General features: G+C 61.0%; 15 protein-coding genes. 2 read left to right on the top strand and 13 right to left on the bottom strand.

The window, feature by feature from the left end; genetic code table 11:
• The first annotated feature begins 117 nt into the window (after positions 1–117).
• A complete protein-coding gene (locus HDE72_RS27080; protein ID WP_183748596.1) occupies positions 118–1,422 on the top strand; it encodes a leucine-rich repeat-containing protein kinase family protein in 1,305 nt (434 codons plus the stop codon).
• A 54-nt stretch (positions 1,423–1,476) separates the two neighbouring features.
• Here HDE72_RS27080 and HDE72_RS27075 read toward each other — a convergent pair whose 3' ends face one another.
• Both HDE72_RS27075 and HDE72_RS27070 read right to left on the bottom strand, forming a co-directional pair.
• Positions 1,477–2,739: a nitronate monooxygenase gene (locus HDE72_RS27075; protein WP_183748594.1), complete on the bottom strand. Its 1,263-nt coding sequence runs from the start codon at positions 2,737–2,739 to the stop codon at positions 1,477–1,479.
• A 183-nt stretch (positions 2,740–2,922) separates the two neighbouring features.
• Positions 2,923–3,408 carry a YajQ family cyclic di-GMP-binding protein gene (locus HDE72_RS27070; protein WP_183748592.1) on the bottom strand — a complete coding sequence of 162 codons (486 nt, stop codon included), beginning with the start codon at positions 3,406–3,408 and terminating at the stop codon, positions 2,923–2,925.
• Between the two features lie 184 nt (positions 3,409–3,592).
• On the opposite strand from HDE72_RS27070, the gene murB reads away from it, so the two are divergent.
• The gene (gene murB / locus HDE72_RS27065; RefSeq protein WP_183748590.1) at positions 3,593–4,621 is read left to right on the top strand and encodes a UDP-N-acetylmuramate dehydrogenase; all 1,029 of its coding nucleotides are present in this window, start codon (positions 3,593–3,595) and stop codon (positions 4,619–4,621) included.
• Here murB and ppnP read toward each other — a convergent pair whose 3' ends face one another.
• The 11 genes from ppnP to HDE72_RS27010 all read right to left on the bottom strand — a co-directional run bounded on the left by ppnP (position 4,622) and on the right by HDE72_RS27010 (position 19,098).
• Positions 4,622–4,936, bottom strand: coding sequence for a pyrimidine/purine nucleoside phosphorylase (gene ppnP, locus HDE72_RS27060; RefSeq protein ID WP_183748588.1), 315 nt, complete (start codon positions 4,934–4,936; stop codon positions 4,622–4,624).
• Between the two features lie 24 nt (positions 4,937–4,960).
• The gene (locus HDE72_RS27055; RefSeq protein ID WP_183748586.1) at positions 4,961–5,986 is read right to left on the bottom strand and encodes a diguanylate cyclase; all 1,026 of its coding nucleotides are present in this window, start codon (positions 5,984–5,986) and stop codon (positions 4,961–4,963) included.
• Positions 5,987–6,003: 17 nt separating this feature from the next.
• Positions 6,004–7,050, bottom strand: coding sequence for a chemotaxis-specific protein-glutamate methyltransferase CheB (gene cheB / locus HDE72_RS27050; protein ID WP_183748583.1), 1,047 nt, complete (start codon positions 7,048–7,050; stop codon positions 6,004–6,006).
• A gap of 10 nt (positions 7,051–7,060) precedes the next feature.
• A complete protein-coding gene (locus HDE72_RS27045; RefSeq protein WP_183748581.1) occupies positions 7,061–9,340 on the bottom strand; it encodes a hybrid sensor histidine kinase/response regulator in 2,280 nt (759 codons plus the stop codon).
• Positions 9,337–10,032, bottom strand: coding sequence for a chemotaxis protein CheW (locus HDE72_RS27040; RefSeq protein ID WP_183748578.1), 696 nt, complete (start codon positions 10,030–10,032; stop codon positions 9,337–9,339). Before HDE72_RS27040 ends, HDE72_RS27045 begins: the two co-directional genes overlap by 4 nt.
• Positions 10,033–10,050: 18 nt before the next feature.
• Positions 10,051–11,274 carry a CheR family methyltransferase gene (locus tag HDE72_RS27035; protein WP_183748576.1) on the bottom strand — a complete coding sequence of 408 codons (1,224 nt, stop codon included), beginning with the start codon at positions 11,272–11,274 and terminating at the stop codon, positions 10,051–10,053.
• Complete coding sequence (locus HDE72_RS27030; RefSeq protein ID WP_183748573.1) at positions 11,271–11,726, bottom strand: chemotaxis protein CheW; 456 nt, start codon at positions 11,724–11,726, stop codon at positions 11,271–11,273. Before HDE72_RS27030 ends, HDE72_RS27035 begins: the two co-directional genes overlap by 4 nt.
• A gap of 4 nt (positions 11,727–11,730) precedes the next feature.
• Entirely contained in the window at positions 11,731–13,542 is a 1,812-nt protein-coding gene (locus HDE72_RS27025) for a methyl-accepting chemotaxis protein (RefSeq protein ID WP_183748571.1), read from the bottom strand.
• A 195-nt stretch (positions 13,543–13,737) separates the two neighbouring features.
• Positions 13,738–14,973: an argininosuccinate synthase gene (locus HDE72_RS27020; protein WP_183748569.1), complete on the bottom strand. Its 1,236-nt coding sequence runs from the start codon at positions 14,971–14,973 to the stop codon at positions 13,738–13,740.
• A 59-nt stretch (positions 14,974–15,032) separates the two neighbouring features.
• Positions 15,033–15,953: an ornithine carbamoyltransferase gene (argF, locus tag HDE72_RS27015; protein WP_183748567.1), complete on the bottom strand. Its 921-nt coding sequence runs from the start codon at positions 15,951–15,953 to the stop codon at positions 15,033–15,035.
• A 283-nt stretch (positions 15,954–16,236) separates the two neighbouring features.
• A complete protein-coding gene (locus tag HDE72_RS27010; protein WP_183748565.1) occupies positions 16,237–19,098 on the bottom strand; it encodes an ATP-binding protein in 2,862 nt (953 codons plus the stop codon).
• Between the last annotated feature and the right edge of the window lie 108 nt (positions 19,099–19,206).

The raw sequence follows: 19,206 nt of genomic DNA, 5'->3' as shown, positions 1-19,206 counted from the left end.
TAGTGCTGCAACCAGTGTGAAAGTAGGTTATTGTCAGGCTTGTTATTCGTAGTAGAAAAAAACCCCGCCGGTATCCGGTGGGGTTTTTTTTCGTCCTGATGCGTTGAAAGGCTGTCCATGTCTGCTCCCCATACCCTGGAAGAACTGCGTTCCGGCCGATTGACGGGCATACACCGTTTAAAACTGGCCTGCGGCTTGACTTCTTTCCCTGTTGAAATCTTTGACTTGGCGGACAGCCTGGAAATTCTCGATCTGTCCGGTAATCAGCTGAGCAGCCTGCCCGACGATTTGCCGCGCCTGCACAAGCTGCGCATCCTGTTTTGTTCTGACAACTTGTTCACCGTCTTGCCGCCCGTGCTGGGGGCTTGCCCTGAACTGAGCATGATCGGTTTCAAGGCGAATCAAATCCATACGGTGCCCGCAGCATCGTTGCCACCCAGGCTGCGCTGGCTGACCCTGACCGATAATGCGATCACCGCCTTGCCCGAGGAAATCGGCCGCTGCACGCAATTGCAGAAGTTAATGCTGGCGGGAAATCAACTTACTGCCTTGCCAGCTTCGCTTGCCACCTGTACGCGCCTGGAACTGGTGCGTATCGCTGCGAACCGCTTGACGGTATTGCCTGAATGGCTGTTGTGCTTGCCGCGCCTGAGCTGGCTGGCGTATGCAGGCAACCCGCTAGCTGAAGCGCGCGAAGTGCTGGCCCTGGAGCAAGCGGATATCCCTGGTATCGCCTGGCAGCGTTTGCAACTGGGGCAGCAACTTGGCGAGGGCGCCTCGGGTGTGATTTACCAGGCGCAACTTGATGCTCATGATGTGGCCGTGAAAGTATTCAAGGGCAGCATGACCAGCGATGGCTTGCCGCGCAGTGAGATGGCCGCCTGTATCAGTGCGGGTCAGCATGATCACCTGATACCCATCCTCGGCACGGTCACCAGCCATCCGCAAGGCGCGATGGGCCTGGTCATGCCCTTGATTGATCCTGCTTTCCGCAATCTGGCCGGGCCACCGAGCCTGGAGTCCTGCACGCGCGACGTGTATGCCGATGGCCTGCGTTTTAGTTTGCAGCAAGTCCTGGCACTGGCCCATGGCATCGCTTCGGCTGTGCGGCAATTGCATGCACACGGCATCCTGCATGGCGACTTGTATGGCCATAACATTCTGCATGCGGATGAGGGAGCTTGCCTGCTGGGCGACTTTGGCGCCGCCTCCATGTTTGATCCGGGCTCTTTGCAGGCGGAGATGTTGCAAGGAATCGAAGCGCGGGCCTTTGGTGTCTTGCTTGCTGAGTTGATCGCACATGGCGAAGAATGTCCCCCAGATTTGCTGGCCTTGCGGGATGCCTGTCTGCTAGAGGAAGTATGGCAGCGGCCACGCTTTGCGCAGATCGAAAAGATGCTGTTGCTCATGCAACAGGCATAAAAAAATGGCGCAGCCTGTGAAGGCTGCGCCATTTTTCATTCAGAGGGACAAACTTCAGCCTTGAATAATTTCTTTTTCAGGCAAGGCGATCTGGTTGTCGACGCTGAACTGGTAGTCCTTGAAGACGTGTTCGGCCGACAAGATCTGGTATTGACCATTGTCCAGCTTATGCGTGGTGTCCTTCAGGCGGTAGGTGTAATGGCCGCAGGTCCAGCAATTGAAGTTGCGCATATGGGTGCACAAACAGGTCTTGTCCATCACCACCACGGTTTTTTGTTCCGGATGGGCCGCCACTTCGCGGTTGTACGAATTGATGTAGGCGCAATTGCCGGTTGCATCGAGCAGGTAGCCGTAGGATTCGCAGCCTGGACGGATGCCGGCGCCGATCGCTGGCGTGTTTTTCAGCATGCGCATCGGATAACCGGTCGGCGAGATACCGTTGACGATGATGTCTTCTTCCGACGCTTTGTAGTATTCCTGCTTGACCTTGGCTGGCAAGCCGCACTCATGGGTGACGGTGAAGCGAGTGGCCACTTGCACACCGGCCGCGCCTGCTTCCAGGAAGGACACGGCGTCGCTGCCCGTGAAAATGCCGCCGGCGGCGATCAGCGGAATGTCCAGCTGTTCGGTTTTCAGGTAAGCCAGGATTTCCAGGGTAATCGTGTGCAGGTCGTAATTGGCCCAGTCCATGCCGAAGCCCAGATGGCCGCCGGCCAGTGGACCTTCGACGATGATGAAGTCGGGCAAACGGTCCAGTTTGGCGTTCTTGCGCAGGAAAATCTGCAGGGCCCGTACGGACGAGACAATGATGCCCAGCTTGGCATCGCGGAAACGCGGATGGTCGGCCATCAGGGCGAACGAGCCAAAGTGCAGGCCGGCCGACAGGGTGATGCCATCGATGCCGGCGTCGAGCGCAGCATTCAGGCGCACGCGCAAGGTTTCGCGCGGGCCATTCATGGTCAGCTTTTCCATGCAATTGACGAAGATCAGGCCATCGCCTTTTTTCGCTTCCATGGTCTTGCCGATATGCAGGCGCTGCGCTTCGGCCAAACGGCCCAGGTCGAACTGCACCACGGCCTTGTCGCTATTATTGATGTTGAATTTGTACAGTTTCGTTTTGTCTTTGACGAAAGTGGTGTCGAAACGGCGGTCCGACACATCTTCCACCATGGCATCGGAAATATGGCCGATACCGTTCAGCCGGGCTGCTTCCAGCGCCAGCTCCGAGGTGGAAATGTCCACACCCATTCCGCCTATCATGATGGGCACATACTCTTTTTTGCCAAATCGCAGGCGGAAATCATCAACACGTTTCATTGCTATCCTTAGACTACCGTGGTTATCACTGAGCCAGATGTACTGTCGCGCCAGCAAGGTTGACCCTTGCCGGCGCGCGGCATGCAGCTTTGCGCAGCCCCAATTCTACCCCAAGCGGGAAGGCAGCCCGAGGCGGTGCGCGGTTCTCTTGCTGCGCCATACGGGCACAGCAGCCTTGTTTGATCAGTCGCGGAAGTTGTTAAACTCGAGCGGCATGTCAGGCACGTCCTTGCGCAGCATGGCCATGGCCGCCTGCAGGTCGTCGCGCTTGGCGCCGGTAACGCGTACGGATTCGCCCTGGATGCTGGCTTGCACTTTCATCTTGCTGTCCTTGATGACGCGCACGATTTTTTTCGCATCATCCGTTTCGATGCCATTCTTGATCTTGATGACTTGCTTGACCTTGTCGCCACCGATCTTCTTGATGTCGCCTTCGTCGAGGAAACGCACATCGACCTTGCGTTTGGTCAATTTATTCGTCAGCACGTCGCGTACCTGGCTGAGCTGGAAATCCGAATCCGCAAATGCGGTCAGTTCGTTTTCCTTGTGTTCTACGCGGGCATCGCTGCCCTTGAAATCGAAGCGGGTCGAGATTTCCTTGTTGGATTGTTCGACAGCATTTTTCACTTCGATCATATCGGCTTCGGAGACTACGTCAAATGACGGCATGGTCTATTCCTTTCTGGTTAAAGCGAGCGCGCGCTCGGCGCGCTGGGCCTTGGCGCCTGAGCTGGCGCCTTGAAACGGCCTCGTTAAAGATGCGACATTTTAACGGACAACGGGCGAACCGCCCTTGTCCTGAGATGGTTTTTTGTCGCTTTAGCTCTATAATCGAGCAAAAATTCCTTATCCCATGTCTTCAGAGCTCACCATCGAACACAATTACTCTCTTCAGCGCCTCAATACCTTCGGTATCGAGGCCAGCGCCGCAGCTTATGTGCGTATTACCTCGACGACGCAACTGCAGGCGGCCATGCATGATCCCGTGCTGGCCGGCATGCCGCGCCTGATCCTGGGCGGCGGCAGCAACATCGTGCTGACCGGCGACTTTCCCGGCGTTGTATTGCATATGGCTACGCGCGGCATGCGTTTGGCGCAAGCCACGCTCGATACCATCCTGGTCACGGCCGCGGCCGGTGAAAACTGGCACGAGTTCGTGCAATGGACCTTGGCCCAAGGCGTGGGCGGCCTGGAAAACCTGTCGCTGATCCCCGGCACGGTGGGCGCCGCGCCTATCCAGAATATCGGCGCCTATGGCGTGGAAATCAAGAATGTCCTGCACAAGGTGACCGTCATGCATACGTCCAGCGGCATCGTGTATGAGATGGATAGCGAAGCTTGCCGTTTTGCCTACCGCGACAGCATATTCAAGCAGGCCGACGGTCGTGAGCTGATCGTGCTGGAAGTGACGTTTGCCTTGCCCGCCGAGTGGCAGCCGAATTTGCGTTATGGCGAATTGGCGCAAGCCATAGCCGAACAGCATCTGGAGGCACCAACACCGCAGCAGGTGGCCGATACCGTGATGGCCATACGCCGGCGCAAATTGCCCGATCCTGCCGTGATCGGCAATGCGGGCAGTTTCTTCAAGAATCCGGTGGTGTCGCATGAGCAATGCGCAGCCTTGCTGGAACGTTTCCCGGCGCTGGTGCACCATGCGCAGCCTGACGGCACGGAAAAACTGGCTGCTGGCTGGCTGATCGATCAGTGCGGCTGGAAGGGGAAGAACCTGGGCCACGTGGGAGTGTATCCCAAACAGGCGCTGGTTCTGGTGAATAATGGCGGCGCTCGTGGCGCGGACATTACCCGGCTGGCCGAGGCGATACAGGACGATGTCGAGGCCAGATATGGCGTGCGCCTGTCGCCCGAACCGGTGTTCGTGTAATCAGCCGAAGTGGCAGACGTAGTCCAGGGTCTCGATAGTTTCAATATCAAAATAGCTGTTTGCCGCTACCTTGAATTCCTGGCCCGCGCCATAGCTATGCCATTCGGTGGTGTCGGCCAGGCGTACCTTGCACAGGCCGGCGACGATTTCCATGGTTTCCGGCGCGCCCGTGTTGAAACGCAGGGAGGATGGGAAAATCACGCCCACGCTTTTTTTCGTGCCATCAGGAAAGATGACATTGTGCGAAATGCACTTGCCGTCGAAATAGATATTCGACTTCTTGACGACGCTGACATGCTCCAACTTTGTGCTCATGCTTGCCTTTCTTGCGGTTAAAAATCAGTCGCCGGTCTCTTCAGCGCTCAGTACGCTGTTGCGCCCGCCGCGCTTGGCCGTGTACAGGGCCTGGTCGGCGCGGTTGATCAATGCTTCCACTGTCGATTTCGGCGAGGGCACGACGGTGGCCACGCCGATCGACATGGTGACGATGCCGGTCCCCGCTGCGGGGTTTTCAATCTGCATGCCCTCCAGCTGGCGGCGGCAGGCTTCGGCAATTTGCAGCGCACCGGCCAGTTCTGTTTCCGGCAGGATCAGTGCGAATTCCTCGCCGCCGTAGCGGGCAGCCAGGTCGGCCGGGCGTTTTAAATGTTCGGTCAATACGGCGGCGACTTTTTTCAGGCACAGGTCGCCAGCCAGATGGCCGAACTGGTCGTTATAGCTTTTGAAGTGATCGATGTCGCAAAACAGCAGGCTCAATGGAGCTTTGTCGCGCTGGCCCCGCTGCCATTCGAAATGCAGGGTTTCATCGAAGCGGCGGCGGTTGGCAATCCCCGTCAAGCCATCGAGGGCAGCCAGTTTTTGCAATTCGATATTGGCGTCGGCCAAGTTTTTCTGGCTTTCGCGCAAGAAACGAAACGCCTGGTCGCGCTGCAAACGGCTGATATGGGCGTTCGAGTGATAGCGTATGCGCGCCAGCAATTCCAGCTTGTCTGGCAGTTTCACCACGTAATCATTGGCGCCCACGGCAAAGCTGTAGGCCTTCAATTTCGGGTCATCCTTGGCCGACAGCACGATCACGGGCACGTGCGCCAGCGCTTCCTGTTCGCGGTACAGCTTGATCAGGGCGAAGCCATCCGTGCCGGGCAAGACCAGATCTTGCAGGATCACGGTGGGCTGCAGCCGCAGCGCCGTATCCAGCGCCTGCGTTGCATCCGTAACATAGTGAAATTCGATGTCTTGCTGATCACTCAGCATGCGGCGTATGGCTTCGGCGATGATCAACTGGTCGTCAATCAGCAGAACGCTGACCTTGAATTCCGTCAGGGCGGGTTCGTACTGGGGCAGGCTGGAGGAAAATTCGGGCATTGCATTCTTTTCAGATGTTAGGGGGCAGGCTCATACCCATTGTTGAGTTTGGCGCCAAGGCGGTTGCGCAGGCTGGCGCCGATCTTGTCCAAGGGCAGGATTTGCTGTGCGGCATCAAGTTCAGCCGCCGCACGGGGCATGCCATACACCGCGCTGCTGGCCTGGTCTTGCGCGATAGTTGCCTTGCCGGCGCGGCGCATGGCCAGCAAGCCGTCGCCGCCATCGCGCCCCATGCCTGTGAGCAACACTCCGATCGCCTCGCCGCGCCAATGCTGGGCCACGCAATTGAAAAAAACGTCGACCGATGGGCGATACACATAATCGCGCGGTGCTGCATCGTAACCCAGGCGATAATTTTGATCCAGCAGCAGGTGATCGTTGGTCTTCGCGATCAGCACCGCGCCGGACACCAGTTCATCGCCTTCGCCGATCACGCGTACCGGCATGCTCAGTTGATCATCCAGCCATTTGGCAAAGTGCGAGGCAAAGGTTTCATCAATATGTTGCACCACCACGATGGCGCAGCCGGGTGGCGCCGTCCAGCCCGATAATACCTTGGCCACGGCCGACGGCCCGCCGGTCGAAGCACCGATCGCCACCAGGGTAGTCACTTGTCCTTCGCCCCGTTCACCGCCATAACCATTTGCCTGGCGTATGGGCGAACTTTCAGCACTATGCCGTATCAGCTTGCCGATTGTCTTGATTTTGGTCAACAATTCGCTATCGCCACCAACTTTTCCTTGCAGCACAGGCGTGGCGGTGACGTCGAGTGCGCCGGCGCCCAGCGCGCGAAAGACCTGGTTGACGTTATCTTGCGGACGGCCGGTGACGACCAGGATGGCGCAGGGACTTTGCTCCATGATCAGGCGGGTCGCCTCGACGCCGTCCATCTCTGGCATGTTCAAATCCATCAGGATCAGGTCCGGGCGATGGTCCTGGCACATGCGTACCGCTTCGAGACCCGTGCGTGCGATCCACAGTACCTGGTGTTCCTGGGTGCTGGCGACCACGCGGCGTAGCGCTTCGGCCGCCATGGCCACGTCGTTAACGATTGCAATTTTCATAAGTCCCAACTCATAAACGCGCATCTCCTATCAGGTCGGCCACCGCGTCGAGCAGGGTCTCGTCGTGGAAGCTGCCCTTGGTCAGGTAAAAATCGGCGCCGGCAGACAGGCCGCGCGCGCGGTCTTCCGGCCGGTCCTTGTACGACACGATCATCACCGGCAGCTTGTGCAAGTGCAAGTCTTTCTTGATCAGCGTCACCAGTTCAATGCCATCCATGCGCGGCATGTCCACGTCGGTGATCACCAGATCATATTCGCCGCTGCGCACCACGTTCCAGCCATCGATGCCGTCGATGGCCACATCGACTTCGAAGCCGCGCGCCAGCAGCAGCTTGCGCTCCATCTCGCGCACCGTCAGCGAATCGTCGACCACCAGCACACGCTTGGCGCGCCGCTGTTCGGCGTGGCCGGCCTGGGTCAGCTGGCGCAGGCCGCCTTCGTGCAGCAGTTTTTCTATCGACAGCAGCAAGTCGGGCACGTCGAGTATCAGCACCGGCTCGCCATCATCCAACAGGGCAGCGGCGGAAATGTCGCGCATCTTGCCGAAGATAGGATCGATGGCCTGCACGGCCAGGCTTTGTTCGCCGCGGATGGCGTCGACCACCAGCGCGTAGCTTTGCTTGCCGCGCCCGATCACCACCACCGGCAAGTCGGTGCCGCCCGCATTCGCCTCGCCCAGTTCCAGCACCTGCGCCGCCGATACCAGGCCCAGGTGCTCACCCTTGAGTTCAAAAAACTGCTTGTTTTCCAGAGTGTGGACGGCTTCCTGCGGCACGCGCACCACGCTTTCCACCTTGACGATGGGGATGGCGTAGGCTTCGCCCTGGATCGTGATCACCAGCGCGCGCACGATCGATTGCGTCAGGGGCAGGGTGATCAGGGCGCGGAAGCCCCGTCCCGTTTCGGACTCCAGCCGCACCGTGCCGTTTTGCTGGCGTATGGTTTCGTGCACGATGTCCAGACCCACGCCGCGCCCGGACAATTGATTGGCCGTCGCCTTCAGGCTGAAGGCGGGCAGGAACAGGAATTCCAGCAGCTCGCCCGGCGACAAGGCCGCCGCCATCACGGGGCTGGCCATCTTGCGGGCTATCACGGACTGGCGGATTTTTTCCAGGTCGACGCCACGGCCATCGTCGCTGATCTCGATGCTGAGCATGCCGGCGCGGTGGCGCGCTTCCATGCGGATGGTGCCCAGCGGCGCCTTGCCCGCCTCGATGCGTTCATATGGCGTTTCCATGCCATGGTCGATGGCGTTGCGCAGCATGTGGTTCAGCGGGCTTTCAATCTTGGCCAGGATGTCGCGGTCGACCAGCGTGTCTTCGCCATCGATTTCCAGCTGCACTTCCTTGCCCAGGCTGCGCGCCAGGTCGCGCACCATGCGCGGAAACGCGTGGATGCCATCGCGGAAAGGGCGCATGCGCAGCGCCAGCACCTCATCGACCATGCCTTGCGAGACGGCCAGCAGGCGCCGCTCGTAGCTTTCGATATCGGCGATATGCTCGAGCATGAACTGCTTTAATGGCTGCGTCTTTTGCAGCGCCAGCAGGGATTTTTCCATCAGGCCCGCGTCGCCCGAGCGCGAGATCGCTTCGTGCAGCTGCTCGATGGCGGAAAACAGGCTGCTCTGGTTGCGCTTGAAGCGCTGCAGCGCGCCGATAAACGGATGCATCTGGTGCGCATTGATGCGCGATTCGCTGGCCAGCGACAGCAGGCGGTCGAAGTTTTGCGCGGGCGCCTTGGCAGCTGCGCCGGCCACTGCGCGCGGCGCGGTGTTCAGTACTTCATCGCCCGCCAACGCTTCCTGTATCTCGGCTGGCAGCGCCAGCGCCGGTTCTGCCGCAAGGGACATGGCAGGCAAGGCAGGCAGCTCGGGCAGGTCGGCGATACCGGCGATGGCATTGAGCACGCTGTCGATCTGCGCCGCGTTGGCGGCCAGCCAGGTTTCGGCGCCGGCGTCGTCCAGGCGCGACAATTGCACGATCAGGTCGACCCCGGACAGCAGCACGTCGACACGCTCCGGCGTCAGTTTCAAGCGGCCGTGCTGGGCGGCGACAAAACTGTCTTCCATGCCGTGCGCCAGCTGCACCACCACTTGCAGGCCGACGATGGCGGCCGCGCCCTTGATCGAGTGGGCGGCGCGCATCATCGGCTCCACGGCGGCGGCGTCGCCCGCATGGCGCTCCATCGCCAGCAAGCCGTCGGTGAGGATCTGCGTCTGGCTGTCGGCCTCCATGCGGAACAGGTCCAGCATGGAAAAGGCGCTCAGGTCGCCCTGCTTGTCCTGGCTCATCGTAATAATCTCGCAAGTTGAAAGCCGATCAGCGCGGTATCGAGACAGCCGATGCGCAGCTCGCCTTCGGTGATGACGCCCGACAGATAGCGCGACAGGCCCTTGTTGATGGTCGCTGCCGGCGCGTGCACATCGCTCGCTGCATAGCGCACGATGCCATGCAGGTCGGCCACCGGCAGCGCGTAGGACTGGTCTTCCCAGCGCAGCAGCAGCAGGCGCGCGAAAATGTGGCGGCCGCGGGCGGCAGGCGCGCCCTGTTCATCGATGCCCAGCAAGGTGGCCAGCGACATGCAGGGATACAGTTTGCCGCCGATATTCACGATGCCCGACAGGCCGCCGCCGCTGCGGTGCGGCAGCACGTGGGTACGCGCTTGCGGCGCCACCGCGTCGAACACCTGCGTGGGCAGCGCCAGCCATTCGCGGCCGATGCGAAACACCAGCGCGGAACTGTCCTTGACTGCGCCGCCATCGCTGACGGCGCGGAAATGGCTGGCCCATTCCTGCTGGTAGTGGGCGTCGACGGGGCGCTGCAGATTGCGCTGGGCGGCATCCGCATACACATCGCAGTTGCGGCAATGGACGTTGGCCGGCAGTTTTACGCAGCTTTGATCGCCGACCACGCCGATATGGTTCCAGCAATCGTCGATCAGATCTGGGACGTTCTGGACTTCAGTGCCGGTGTTTGTATTCATCTTCGCATTCCCCGCTGATCAAGTGGCTTGCCGGCGCTGGTAGACGCGGGCCGCGCGCGCCTTCAGGGTGGCGGCGGCGGTGCTATTGCCATTGCGCTCGGCCAGCAGCGCCAGATGGCACAGCGCATCGTAGTGGTCGGGTTGCAAATAGATGCAGCGGCGCCAGTAGTCGTCGGCCAGGTCCATTTTGCCAGCCAGTTCATTGATGATGCCGAGCATGAAGTACGCTTCTGCCGCCTCGGGGGTGCGGGCCAGGTGGGCATGGCATTTCTCGCCCGCTTCGCGCAACTGGCCACGGTCCGCCAGCAGGCGCGCTTCGGCCAGCAGGTCGACCGGCGTGGCGGCAGCCGGTACGGGAACTGGACGGCTGCGTGGCGGCGCTGCCGGCGCCGGTGTGGCAACAGGGATGGGGCGTGCTGTTACCGGCACGCTGCGCAGGGTACGCTGCGGCACGCTAGCAGCTGGAATCGCAGCCGGGGCGTCATCCTTCTTCAGCGCGAAAGCCTGGCGGTGCTGCAGCGGCGTAAAACCATTCTGGCAAAACGCCGGCACTTCTGCATAACCGGCCAGCAGCATGCCATCGTCGGCCAGCAGGGCCGACAGCTTCTCGATGGCTGCGCGCGTAGTCGGTTTGTCGAAGTAGATCAGCAGGTTGCGGCAAAAAATGACGTCGTAATGATGGCTGTAGCTGGCGGTGTCGAACTGCAGCAGATTGCCTTGTTTAAAGCTGACCTGCTGGCGCAAGGCGTCCATGATGCGGTAGGCGTCGTCGGCCACGTGGGTGAAATAACGTTCGCGAAAAGCCACGTCCTGTGCGCGGAAGGCATTGCGGCCATACACGCCGGCCTGCGCCCGCTCGATGCAGCCGGGGCTCAAATCATAGGCGTCTATGCTGACGGCCTGTGCCGACACGCCGCCGTCGCGCAGCGCCATGGCCAGCGAATACGGCTCTTCGCCGCCCGCACACGGGATCGACAAAATGTGCGTGCGCCGTCCGCGTGCCCAGCGCTCGCGCACCAGCTCGACGGTGGCATAAAACGCTTGCGGGTCGCGGAACAGCCACGATTCGGGCACCACCACCAGCTCGATCAGCTGCGTCATTTCGGCCGGCGTGAGCGCCTGCAGGTAAGTCTCGCTATCGGTATGGCCGGTCCGCTCCATGCGCTGGTGCACCGCCCGTTCGGCTACCGTTTTCGAGACCGACAAGCCGGTGGCGCGGCGCAGCAGCGTTTGCGCCGTCATGGCGCGCTCCTTGGCTGGAACAGCAGCGCGCGCACATCGGCCGGCAGCAACTGCTCCAGTTCCACCAGCTGCACCATACCTTCGGCGTCGCTGGCGACCTGGCCCAGGAAGGGCGCGGTTTCGACGCCGCTGTCTTCCCATTGCTGTGCCTCGATGTCGGCGATGCCGCGTACGCGCGAAGCCATCAGGCCCAGCGCATGCGTGGCGCCATCGGGCGCAAGGTAGTCGACGATGACGATGCGCGTGTCGAACTGGGCCGCTGCCGGCGCCAGGCCGGCCAGGCGCGAGAGGTCAATCACGGGCACTGGCGTGCCGTGCAAATCCATCAGGCCAGCCACATAGTCTGGCGTGAGCGGCAGCTGCTTCAGTTCCAGCAGCGGCAGCACGCGCACGATGGCGGCCAGCGGCAAGCCGTAGCGGTCGCGTCCGATGTGAAAGACCAGTACTTTCATGGGATCAGATGGTGACGGCGAAGTTCGACACGCTCGACTGCAGGTCGCCGGCCGCATACTGCAGCTGGTGCACCGCTTCGCTGGTCGCTTTCAGCGATTCCACCGTTTGCTGGGTGGCGTCGTTGAGCTGCATCATGGTGTCGGAAATCTGCGAAGCGCCCACCGCCTGCGACTGCATGCCCTGCAGCACGGCGTCGAACTGCGGCGTGAGTTTTTGCACCTGGTCCATCACCGACGACAGCTGCTCGGCCACCTGGCGCACTTCGCCCACGCTGCGGCGTATCTCTTCCGAAAATTTATCCATGCCCATCACGCTGGCCGACACGGCCGACTGCATTTCCTTGAGCATCTGTTCGATATCCCAGGTCGATACCGAGGTTTGGTCGGCCAGGCGGCGGATCTCGGTCGCCACGACCGAGAAGCCACGGCCTGCTTCGCCGGCTTTTTCGGCCTCGATGGCGGCGTTCAGCGACAGGATATTGGTCTGGTCGGCCACCTTGGTAATCGTAATGAGCACGCTATTGATGTTGCTGGCTTTTTCAGACAGGGCGGCCAGCTTGGCGTTGATGGAATCGGTGGCCGAGACCATGTGCTGCATGGTCGAATCCATGCGTTTCAGATTGTTTTGCGCTTCGGCCGTGGCGTTGGTGGTGTAGTCGGCAACAGCGGTGGCGTCTTCCATGGTTTTGAGCAGCTGGCTGGTATTGGCCGAGATTTCCTTGGTGGTGCTGAGAATTTCCACGCTGGTTTGCGCTTGCTCTATGCCGGTCGCTTCCTGCTGGCGCGCCGAGGCGGCGATTTCGGTAGCCGAGGTGGTCACCTGGATGCCGGCCTTTTGTACGTTGTTGAGCAGGCTGCGCAGGTTTTCAAACATCTTCGCCAAGCCATTGCCCAACTGGCCGATGGCGTCGCTGCCGGTGATGCTGACCTTGCCCGTCAGGTCGCCCGATGCCGCCTTCGACACCACTTCCAGCAGCGAGTCGACCTTGGCGCGCAAGGTATTGGTGGCGGCCAGTTCATTGGCCTGGTTGTCCTGGATGGTTTGCGCCATGCGATTGAATTCCTGCGTCACCTTGCCCAGTTCATCGCCCGAGACGATGGCGGCGCGCGCGCCTTGCTCGCCGCCGGCGATACGGCCCACGGCGTCGGTCAGGTTGTTCAATGGGTTCAGGATCGCCTTGGCCAGGATGTAGGCAATCGCCAGCGCCAGCACGATGCACAGCAGGCCGCCCAGCGACAGCGTCAGCAGCATGGTTGCCTGCAGGCTGGCCGACCTGGCGGTGCGCTCGGCCAGCAGGCGGTTTTCCTCGGCGGCCGCATCATCGAGCATCTTGTTCGCCTGCAGGATGCCGGGTGAGCCACCGGGGGGTATCATGCGCGCCACCGTATCGGCTGCGCCCGGCGTATTGCCCAGTGCGCGGCGTTTCTCGATCAGCGGGTTGATCCATTCCTTGACCCAGGTCTTGGCCAGCTGGTCGATCTTGCGGAAGCGCTCCGATTGCGGCTTGTTATCGGCGGTCATGGCGATGGCTTTTTGCGTATGCTGGGTCAGCACGGCCATTTCATCGGTTTCCGGGTTCAGCGAGGACTCGTTGCCGCTGATGATGTAGCCGCGCGTTTCCACCTGGGTTTGCAGGATGGAATTGTGAATCTTGTCGATCTCGATCAGCACTTCCATCGTGTGCCGGTCCCAGCCATTGGCTTCCGACAGGCGCGTAAAGCTGTTGTAGGCGACGCCCAGCAGTATCAATATGATGGCCACGATCGAGCCGAAGCCCATATACAGTTTATTCTTGATACTCAGGTCTTTGAACATGGGGGCTCCGGATCGGGAAAGTTCAACTAATTTGCACTGTAGCATTTTGCCATGCAGACAGCAAAATGGGGGTATTTCATGGCCTATGAGCGCAGCATCAGGGCAGGATTTTGCGCTTGAGTGCGCTCAAGAAGCAAAAAAGCCGCCCGAAGGCGGCTCATGCAGGCATCGTTATGATAGCTGCGGGGATAGGGATTACTTCTGGCCGCGTTTTTCGCGCGCGATGGCGGCGATGCGCATGCGCAGGGCGTTCAGCTTGATGAAGCCGCCAGCGTCGGCCTGGTTGTAGGCGCCGCCGTCTTCGTCGAAGGTGGCGATGTTCATATCGAACAGCGAATCGGTTTTCGAATCGCGCGAGACGACGATCACATTGCCCTTGTACAGCTTGATGCGTACCCAGCCGTTCACGGTTTGCTGCGTATGGTCGATCAGGGTTTGCAGCGCGACGCGCTCAGGCGCCCACCAGTAGCCGTTGTAGATCATCGAAGCGTAGCGTGGCATCAGGTCATCTTTCAGGTGGGCCACTTCGCGGTCCAGCGTGATCGATTCGATGGCGCGGTGCGCTTTGAGCATGATGGTGCCGCCCGGCGTTTCATAGCAGCCGCGCGATTTCATGCCGACGTAGCGGTTTTCCACCAGATCCAGACGGCCTACACCATGCTTGCCGCCTACTTTGTTCAGTTCGGCCAGCACGGTCGCTGGCGACATGCGCACGCCGTTGATGGCGACGATATCGCCTTGTTCGTATTCGATGTCCAGGTATTCGGCTTCGTCTGGCGCTTTTTCAGGGCTGACGGTCCAGCGCCACATGCTTTCTTCGGCTTCGGCACTCGGGTTTTCCAGGTGGCGGCCTTCAAAGCTGATGTGCAGCAGATTGGCGTCCATCGAGTAGGGCGCGCCGCCGTTCTTGTGTTTCATGTCGATCTCGATGCCGGCGTCTTCTGCGTATTTCAGCAGTTTTTCGCGCGACAGCAAATCCCATTCACGCCATGGGGCGATGATTTTCACGCCTGGTTTCAGCGCGTAGGCGCCCAGTTCAAAACGCACCTGGTCATTGCCCTTGCCGGTCGCGCCGTGCGAGATGGCGTCGGCGCCGGTGGCGTTGGCGATTTCGATCAAACGCTTGGCGATCAGCGGGCGCGCGATCGAGGTGCCCAACAGGTATTCGCCTTCATAGACGGTATTGGCGCGGAACATCGGGAAGACGAAATCGCGCACGAATTCTTCGCGCACATCTTCGATATGGATGTTTTCCGGCTTGATGCCGAATTTGATCGCCTTGGCGCGTGCCGGTTCCAGTTCTTCGCCCTGGCCCAGGTCGGCCGTGAAGGTGACGATTTCGCACTGGTAGTTATCTTGCAGCCATTTCAGGATGACGGAGGTGTCGAGTCCGCCGGAATAGGCCAGGACTACTTTTTTAATGTCGCTCATATTGCTTCCAGTTGTCGTTGTATTCAATGTAGTACTGAGGTGCTGCCAATTATAGAGACTTAGTTGATTTTACCCAGTAACAGGTATTCAATCAGCGCTTTTTGCACGTGCAGGCGATTTTCCGCCTCATCCCACACCACCGATTGCGGGCCGTCGATCACTTCGGCGGCCACTTCTTCGCCACGGTGGGCGGGCAGGCAGTGCATGAACAGCGCGTCGGGCGCGGCGCGGGCCATCTTGGCGCCATCGACGATCCAGCCGTCGAAGGCCTGGATGCGGGCCGCGTTTTCCGCTTCGTAGCCCATGCTGGTCCACACATCGGTGTTGACCAGGTGCGCGCCCTCGCAGGCGTCGGACGGGTTGTCGAAGAAGGTGTAGCGTTCGGTTTTTACTTGCGACAGGTCGATATCATAGCCTTTCGGCGTCGAGACATTCACGTGGAAACCGAATACTTCGGCCGCTTGCAGCCACGAATACAACATATTGTTGGCGTCGCCGATCCAGGCCACGACCTTGCCGGCGATCGAGCCGCGGTGTTCGATATAGGTGAAGATATCGGCAAACACCTGGCAAGGGTGGTGTTCGTTGGTCAGGCCATTGATCACCGGCACGCGCGAATTGGCGGCGAAACGCTCGATGATGTCCTGGCCGAAGGTACGCACCATGATGATGTCGCACATGCGCGACATCACCTGGCCCGCGTCTTCCACCGGCTCGCCGCGTCCCAGCTGGGAATCGCGCGTGTTCAGGTAGATGGCAGCGCCGCCCAGCTGGTGCATGCCGGCCTCGAACGAGAGGCGGGTGCGGGTCGAGTTCTTTTCAAAGACCATGACCAGTGTTCGGTCTATCAGTGGGTGATAGATCTCGTAGTTCTTGAACTTACGCTTGATCAGGTGGGCGCGCTCGATCACGTATTCGTACTCTTCCAACGTGAAATCGGAGAACTGGAGGTAATGCTTGATCGGTTTTTTTGTCGACATAATGACCACGTGAAGATGCGCAGGCCGCCGGCGGCGTGCCTTTCCCGCCGGGTGTCTCAGCTTGACAACCTCGCTGATGAGCCTTGCCCCGGCGCGCTGCTGAGTTGATCGTTGTGCACGCCTTGGTGGCGCGACGCGATGCATATTGCCAAGTTGAAAATAATGCAATGGCAAGAACTACAGCCGTTCAATTATAAGGGTTTTGCTTTTAGATTGGAAAGATAGGCGGGGCGGGTACTTGTGTAGACAAGTATCGTCCCCATAATGGCGTCGCCCATGGCGCTTAATAAATGCTGACCGCCTCCTCGGTGTCCAGCTGCGGAGCCACCAGGGGCAGGTTCAGCGTGAAGCAGGTGCCGGCGCTGCTGCTGGCTACCTGGATCTGCCCGCCCAGCAGGGCCGTGACGATGTTGTAGCTGATCGACAGTCCCAGTCCGCTGCCGCCCTGGCCCAGCCTGGTGGTGAAGAAGGGATCGAAGATGCGCGTCAGGTGCCGTTCGGCGATGCCGGTGCCATTGTCTTCAAAACGGATCTGCACATGCGTGGCGTCGGCGGTGGCGCGCAGGCGCATCAATCCTTCGTTGCCATTGCCATCTTTGCCCAGGTGGCCGAAGGCGTGCAGCAGGGCGTTGTTGATCAGGTTAGTGATGACCTGGCCAAACGGGCCCGGATAGCTGTCGAGGGCGATGCCGAAGGCAATCTCGGTCTCGATGCGGTGGCCCGAGTTGCGGATGCGATTCATCACGGTGGCGATCACTTCGTTCGTCACTTGCTGCAGGTCGAACTGGCGCCGCTGCTCGGTGGTACGGTCGACCGCCACCTGCTTGAAACTGTTGACCAGTTCGGCCGCGCTGTGCAGGCCGCGCATCACCAGCGCCGCCGCCTGGGCCGCATCGTCGATATAGCTGGCCAGTTCCGAGCGGCGCAGGCCAGGGCCATTCATGCGCCGTTCGACATCCTCGGTTTTCTGCTGCATGGTGCTGGCGATCAGCAGGCTGTTGCCGATCGGCGTATTGAGTTCATGCGCCACGCCGGCCACCAGCGAGCCCAGGGCGGCCAGTTTTTCTTGCGACACCAGCTGCGCCTGCGCATCCTGCAGCTGGCGATAGGCATTGGCGTTGTCGAGCGCGATGGCGCCGTACGCGCACAAGGTGCGGAAGATCAGCCGTTCGCGCTCGCCATAGGCATGCGCATCGCAGCTTTGCACCGTCATCACGCCCAGCACCCGTTCGCCCACCATCAAGGGCACGTACAGCACGCTCTGGTTATGCCGGGTGCCGGGCACGGTATAGGCGTGGCGCCTGGCTGGCACCTGGGGGATATACACTTCGCTGCGGCCCAGCAGGCAGCGCACGGAATAGGCGCGCGGATTGTTGAGCGGGATGGCGTTGTCGGGCAGGCGCTGCCCCGCTTCCATGCCGTGTGCGCGCCGCAATGCCGTAGCCGTCGTGTCCAGCATGTAGACGGCGAAGGTGTTGACCGGCAGCAACGCATGCACATGGCGGTCCAGCACCTGGAACACGGCGTCCGCATCCAGATGGGTGGTGATTTCCTGGCCGATGGCCGACAGGCGCTCGAGCGTGTCGCTGGTTTGCTGCAGCACTTCGGCGCGGCGTGCCTCCGAGGCGGCCAGTTCGCGGTGATGGTAGCCCTCCGAGCGCGCATGTTCCGTCTGGTGATGCACCTGCATCGCGATGGCGCGGTTGGTGGCTTGCTGGGTGTGGCTTTTTTCACGCGCCGCGCCCGCTTCCAGCGCGATATCGTAGGCGCGCGCATAGTCGCCCGCCTGTGCGTATTCGCGGGCCAGCGCGTCGAACAGTTCGCCCGGCGGCGAATAGCCGTCGATGGCGTCGGCCACCTGCAGCGCCTGGTGCAGATAATGCAGCGCCGGATTGCGTTCTGCCATGTCTGGCGGCGGCGGCAAATCGTGGCGCGCATGCAGCATGGCCAGCACGCGCAGGGCGGCAATCTGGTTGATCGCATCGCCCTGTTGCGTGGCCAGCTGCAGCGCGCGCCGGGCCGCCAGGTGTGCTTCGTCCTGACGGTCCAGATAAGACAGCGCGTGCGCAGTGCCGCGCTGGGCCAGGCAGCGGAAATCAGCCTGGCCCAGCGCCTCGGCGCGCAGCGCCAGCTGGCTGAAGGCGTCGAGCGCCGTAGTGTAGTCGCCCTTGTCGAGGCTCAGTTCGCCTAGGTAAAACAGGGCGTTGGCATAGCTGCGCGCGCCCGACATGGGCGCCAGCAGGCGCAGCGCTTCGTGCAGCAGCTCTTCCGCTGCATCCAGGCGGCCCAGCTTGCGCATGGTTTCCGCCGTATGCGTCTGGCAGCCGCCTATGCTGCGTGGCCAGCCCGTCGGGCGGGCCAGGTCCAGCGCGCATTGCATCCATTCCAGCGCCGATTGATGATCGTTGAGATTGGCGAAGCAGTCGCCGATATTGGCGGCGGCCGTGATCGCCGCGCGCAGTTGTCCGCTTTCCAGCGCCGCCTCATAACTTTGCATGTAGTGGCCGGCAGCCCGGCCCAGGTCGCGCGAGTTACGCGCCTGCAAACCATGGAAATCGTGCACCCAGGTTGCCAACGGCGCTGCCAACTGGTCGCTGCCGTGCGCGCCCTGGGCAGGAAAGCGCTCGCCCCAGCGTGCCTGGGCGGCCCGTGCATCGCGCAGCACGGCCCAGCGCGCGGTTGCCGCATCGGCCAGGCTGGCGCGCATGGTGTCGCCGGCGCTGCGCGCCTGCTCAGCGGCTGCCTGCAGTTCCGTATCGCAGCGCGCATGCTCGCCGCGGTCGACGGCAATCGAGGAGAGCAGCCAGTGGACGTCTGCGCAGGCAGAACCGTTGCCTTGCGCACACAGCGTGGCGTAGGCCGTCATGGCCAGCGCTTCGGCCGCGTCGAGCTCGCCATGCAGCCATAACAATTCTGCTTGCACCAGTTGCAGCCGCGCACCTGCCTGTGCCTGCGCTTCCGGCGCCAGGCCGGCCAAAGGCAGCAGTGCGCCTGCTTCCTCGCACAGTCGCCGGGCACGCGCGCAATCGCGTTGCCGCAAATGCCAGGACAGCAATATCAGCAGTGGCAGACGCGCCACCCCGCGCAAAGGCTGCAAGGTGCTTTCCCACTGCGCTATTTCATGTTCGAGCGCGAACATTTCCATTCAAACCATCTCCCCGCCAAACAGTGGCCCGAGCCTGCGATCACACAGTGATCAGTGAGCGCATTGTAAGCTGCATCGGGGGGAGTTGTTATATTTGTGGTAGCGATT

Source organism: Janthinobacterium saanense (assembly GCF_014200675.1).
Taxonomy (GTDB): Bacteria; Pseudomonadota; Gammaproteobacteria; order Burkholderiales; family Burkholderiaceae_D; genus Janthinobacterium.
The sequence above is the reverse complement of the archived record's forward strand: the minus strand, read 5'-3'. Positions and strand labels throughout refer to the sequence as shown.

What these genes read in the sequence shown, in the direction of transcription:
- HDE72_RS27030 (WP_183748573.1), bottom strand. Translation starts at nt 11,726, where the DNA reads ATGAAAGTACTGGTCTTTCACATCGGACGCGACCGCTACGGCTTGCCG.
- murB (WP_183748590.1), top strand. Translation starts at nt 3,593, where the DNA reads ATGTCTTCAGAGCTCACCATCGAACACAATTACTCTCTTCAGCGCCTC.
- HDE72_RS27080 (WP_183748596.1), top strand. Translation starts at nt 118, where the DNA reads ATGTCTGCTCCCCATACCCTGGAAGAACTGCGTTCCGGCCGATTGACG.
- HDE72_RS27045 (WP_183748581.1), bottom strand. Translation starts at nt 9,340, where the DNA reads ATGAGCCAGGACAAGCAGGGCGACCTGAGCGCCTTTTCCATGCTGGAC.
- ppnP (WP_183748588.1), bottom strand. Translation starts at nt 4,936, where the DNA reads ATGAGCACAAAGTTGGAGCATGTCAGCGTCGTCAAGAAGTCGAATATC.
- HDE72_RS27025 (WP_183748571.1), bottom strand. Translation starts at nt 13,542, where the DNA reads ATGTTCAAAGACCTGAGTATCAAGAATAAACTGTATATGGGCTTCGGC.
- HDE72_RS27055 (WP_183748586.1), bottom strand. Translation starts at nt 5,986, where the DNA reads ATGCCCGAATTTTCCTCCAGCCTGCCCCAGTACGAACCCGCCCTGACG.
- HDE72_RS27010 (WP_183748565.1), bottom strand. Translation starts at nt 19,098, where the DNA reads ATGGAAATGTTCGCGCTCGAACATGAAATAGCGCAGTGGGAAAGCACC.
- HDE72_RS27035 (WP_183748576.1), bottom strand. Translation starts at nt 11,274, where the DNA reads ATGACGGCGCAAACGCTGCTGCGCCGCGCCACCGGCTTGTCGGTCTCG.
- cheB (WP_183748583.1), bottom strand. Translation starts at nt 7,050, where the DNA reads ATGAAAATTGCAATCGTTAACGACGTGGCCATGGCGGCCGAAGCGCTA.
- HDE72_RS27075 (WP_183748594.1), bottom strand. Translation starts at nt 2,739, where the DNA reads ATGAAACGTGTTGATGATTTCCGCCTGCGATTTGGCAAAAAAGAGTAT.
- argF (WP_183748567.1), bottom strand. Translation starts at nt 15,953, where the DNA reads ATGTCGACAAAAAAACCGATCAAGCATTACCTCCAGTTCTCCGATTTC.
- HDE72_RS27020 (WP_183748569.1), bottom strand. Translation starts at nt 14,973, where the DNA reads ATGAGCGACATTAAAAAAGTAGTCCTGGCCTATTCCGGCGGACTCGAC.
- HDE72_RS27070 (WP_183748592.1), bottom strand. Translation starts at nt 3,408, where the DNA reads ATGCCGTCATTTGACGTAGTCTCCGAAGCCGATATGATCGAAGTGAAA.
- HDE72_RS27040 (WP_183748578.1), bottom strand. Translation starts at nt 10,032, where the DNA reads ATGAATACAAACACCGGCACTGAAGTCCAGAACGTCCCAGATCTGATC.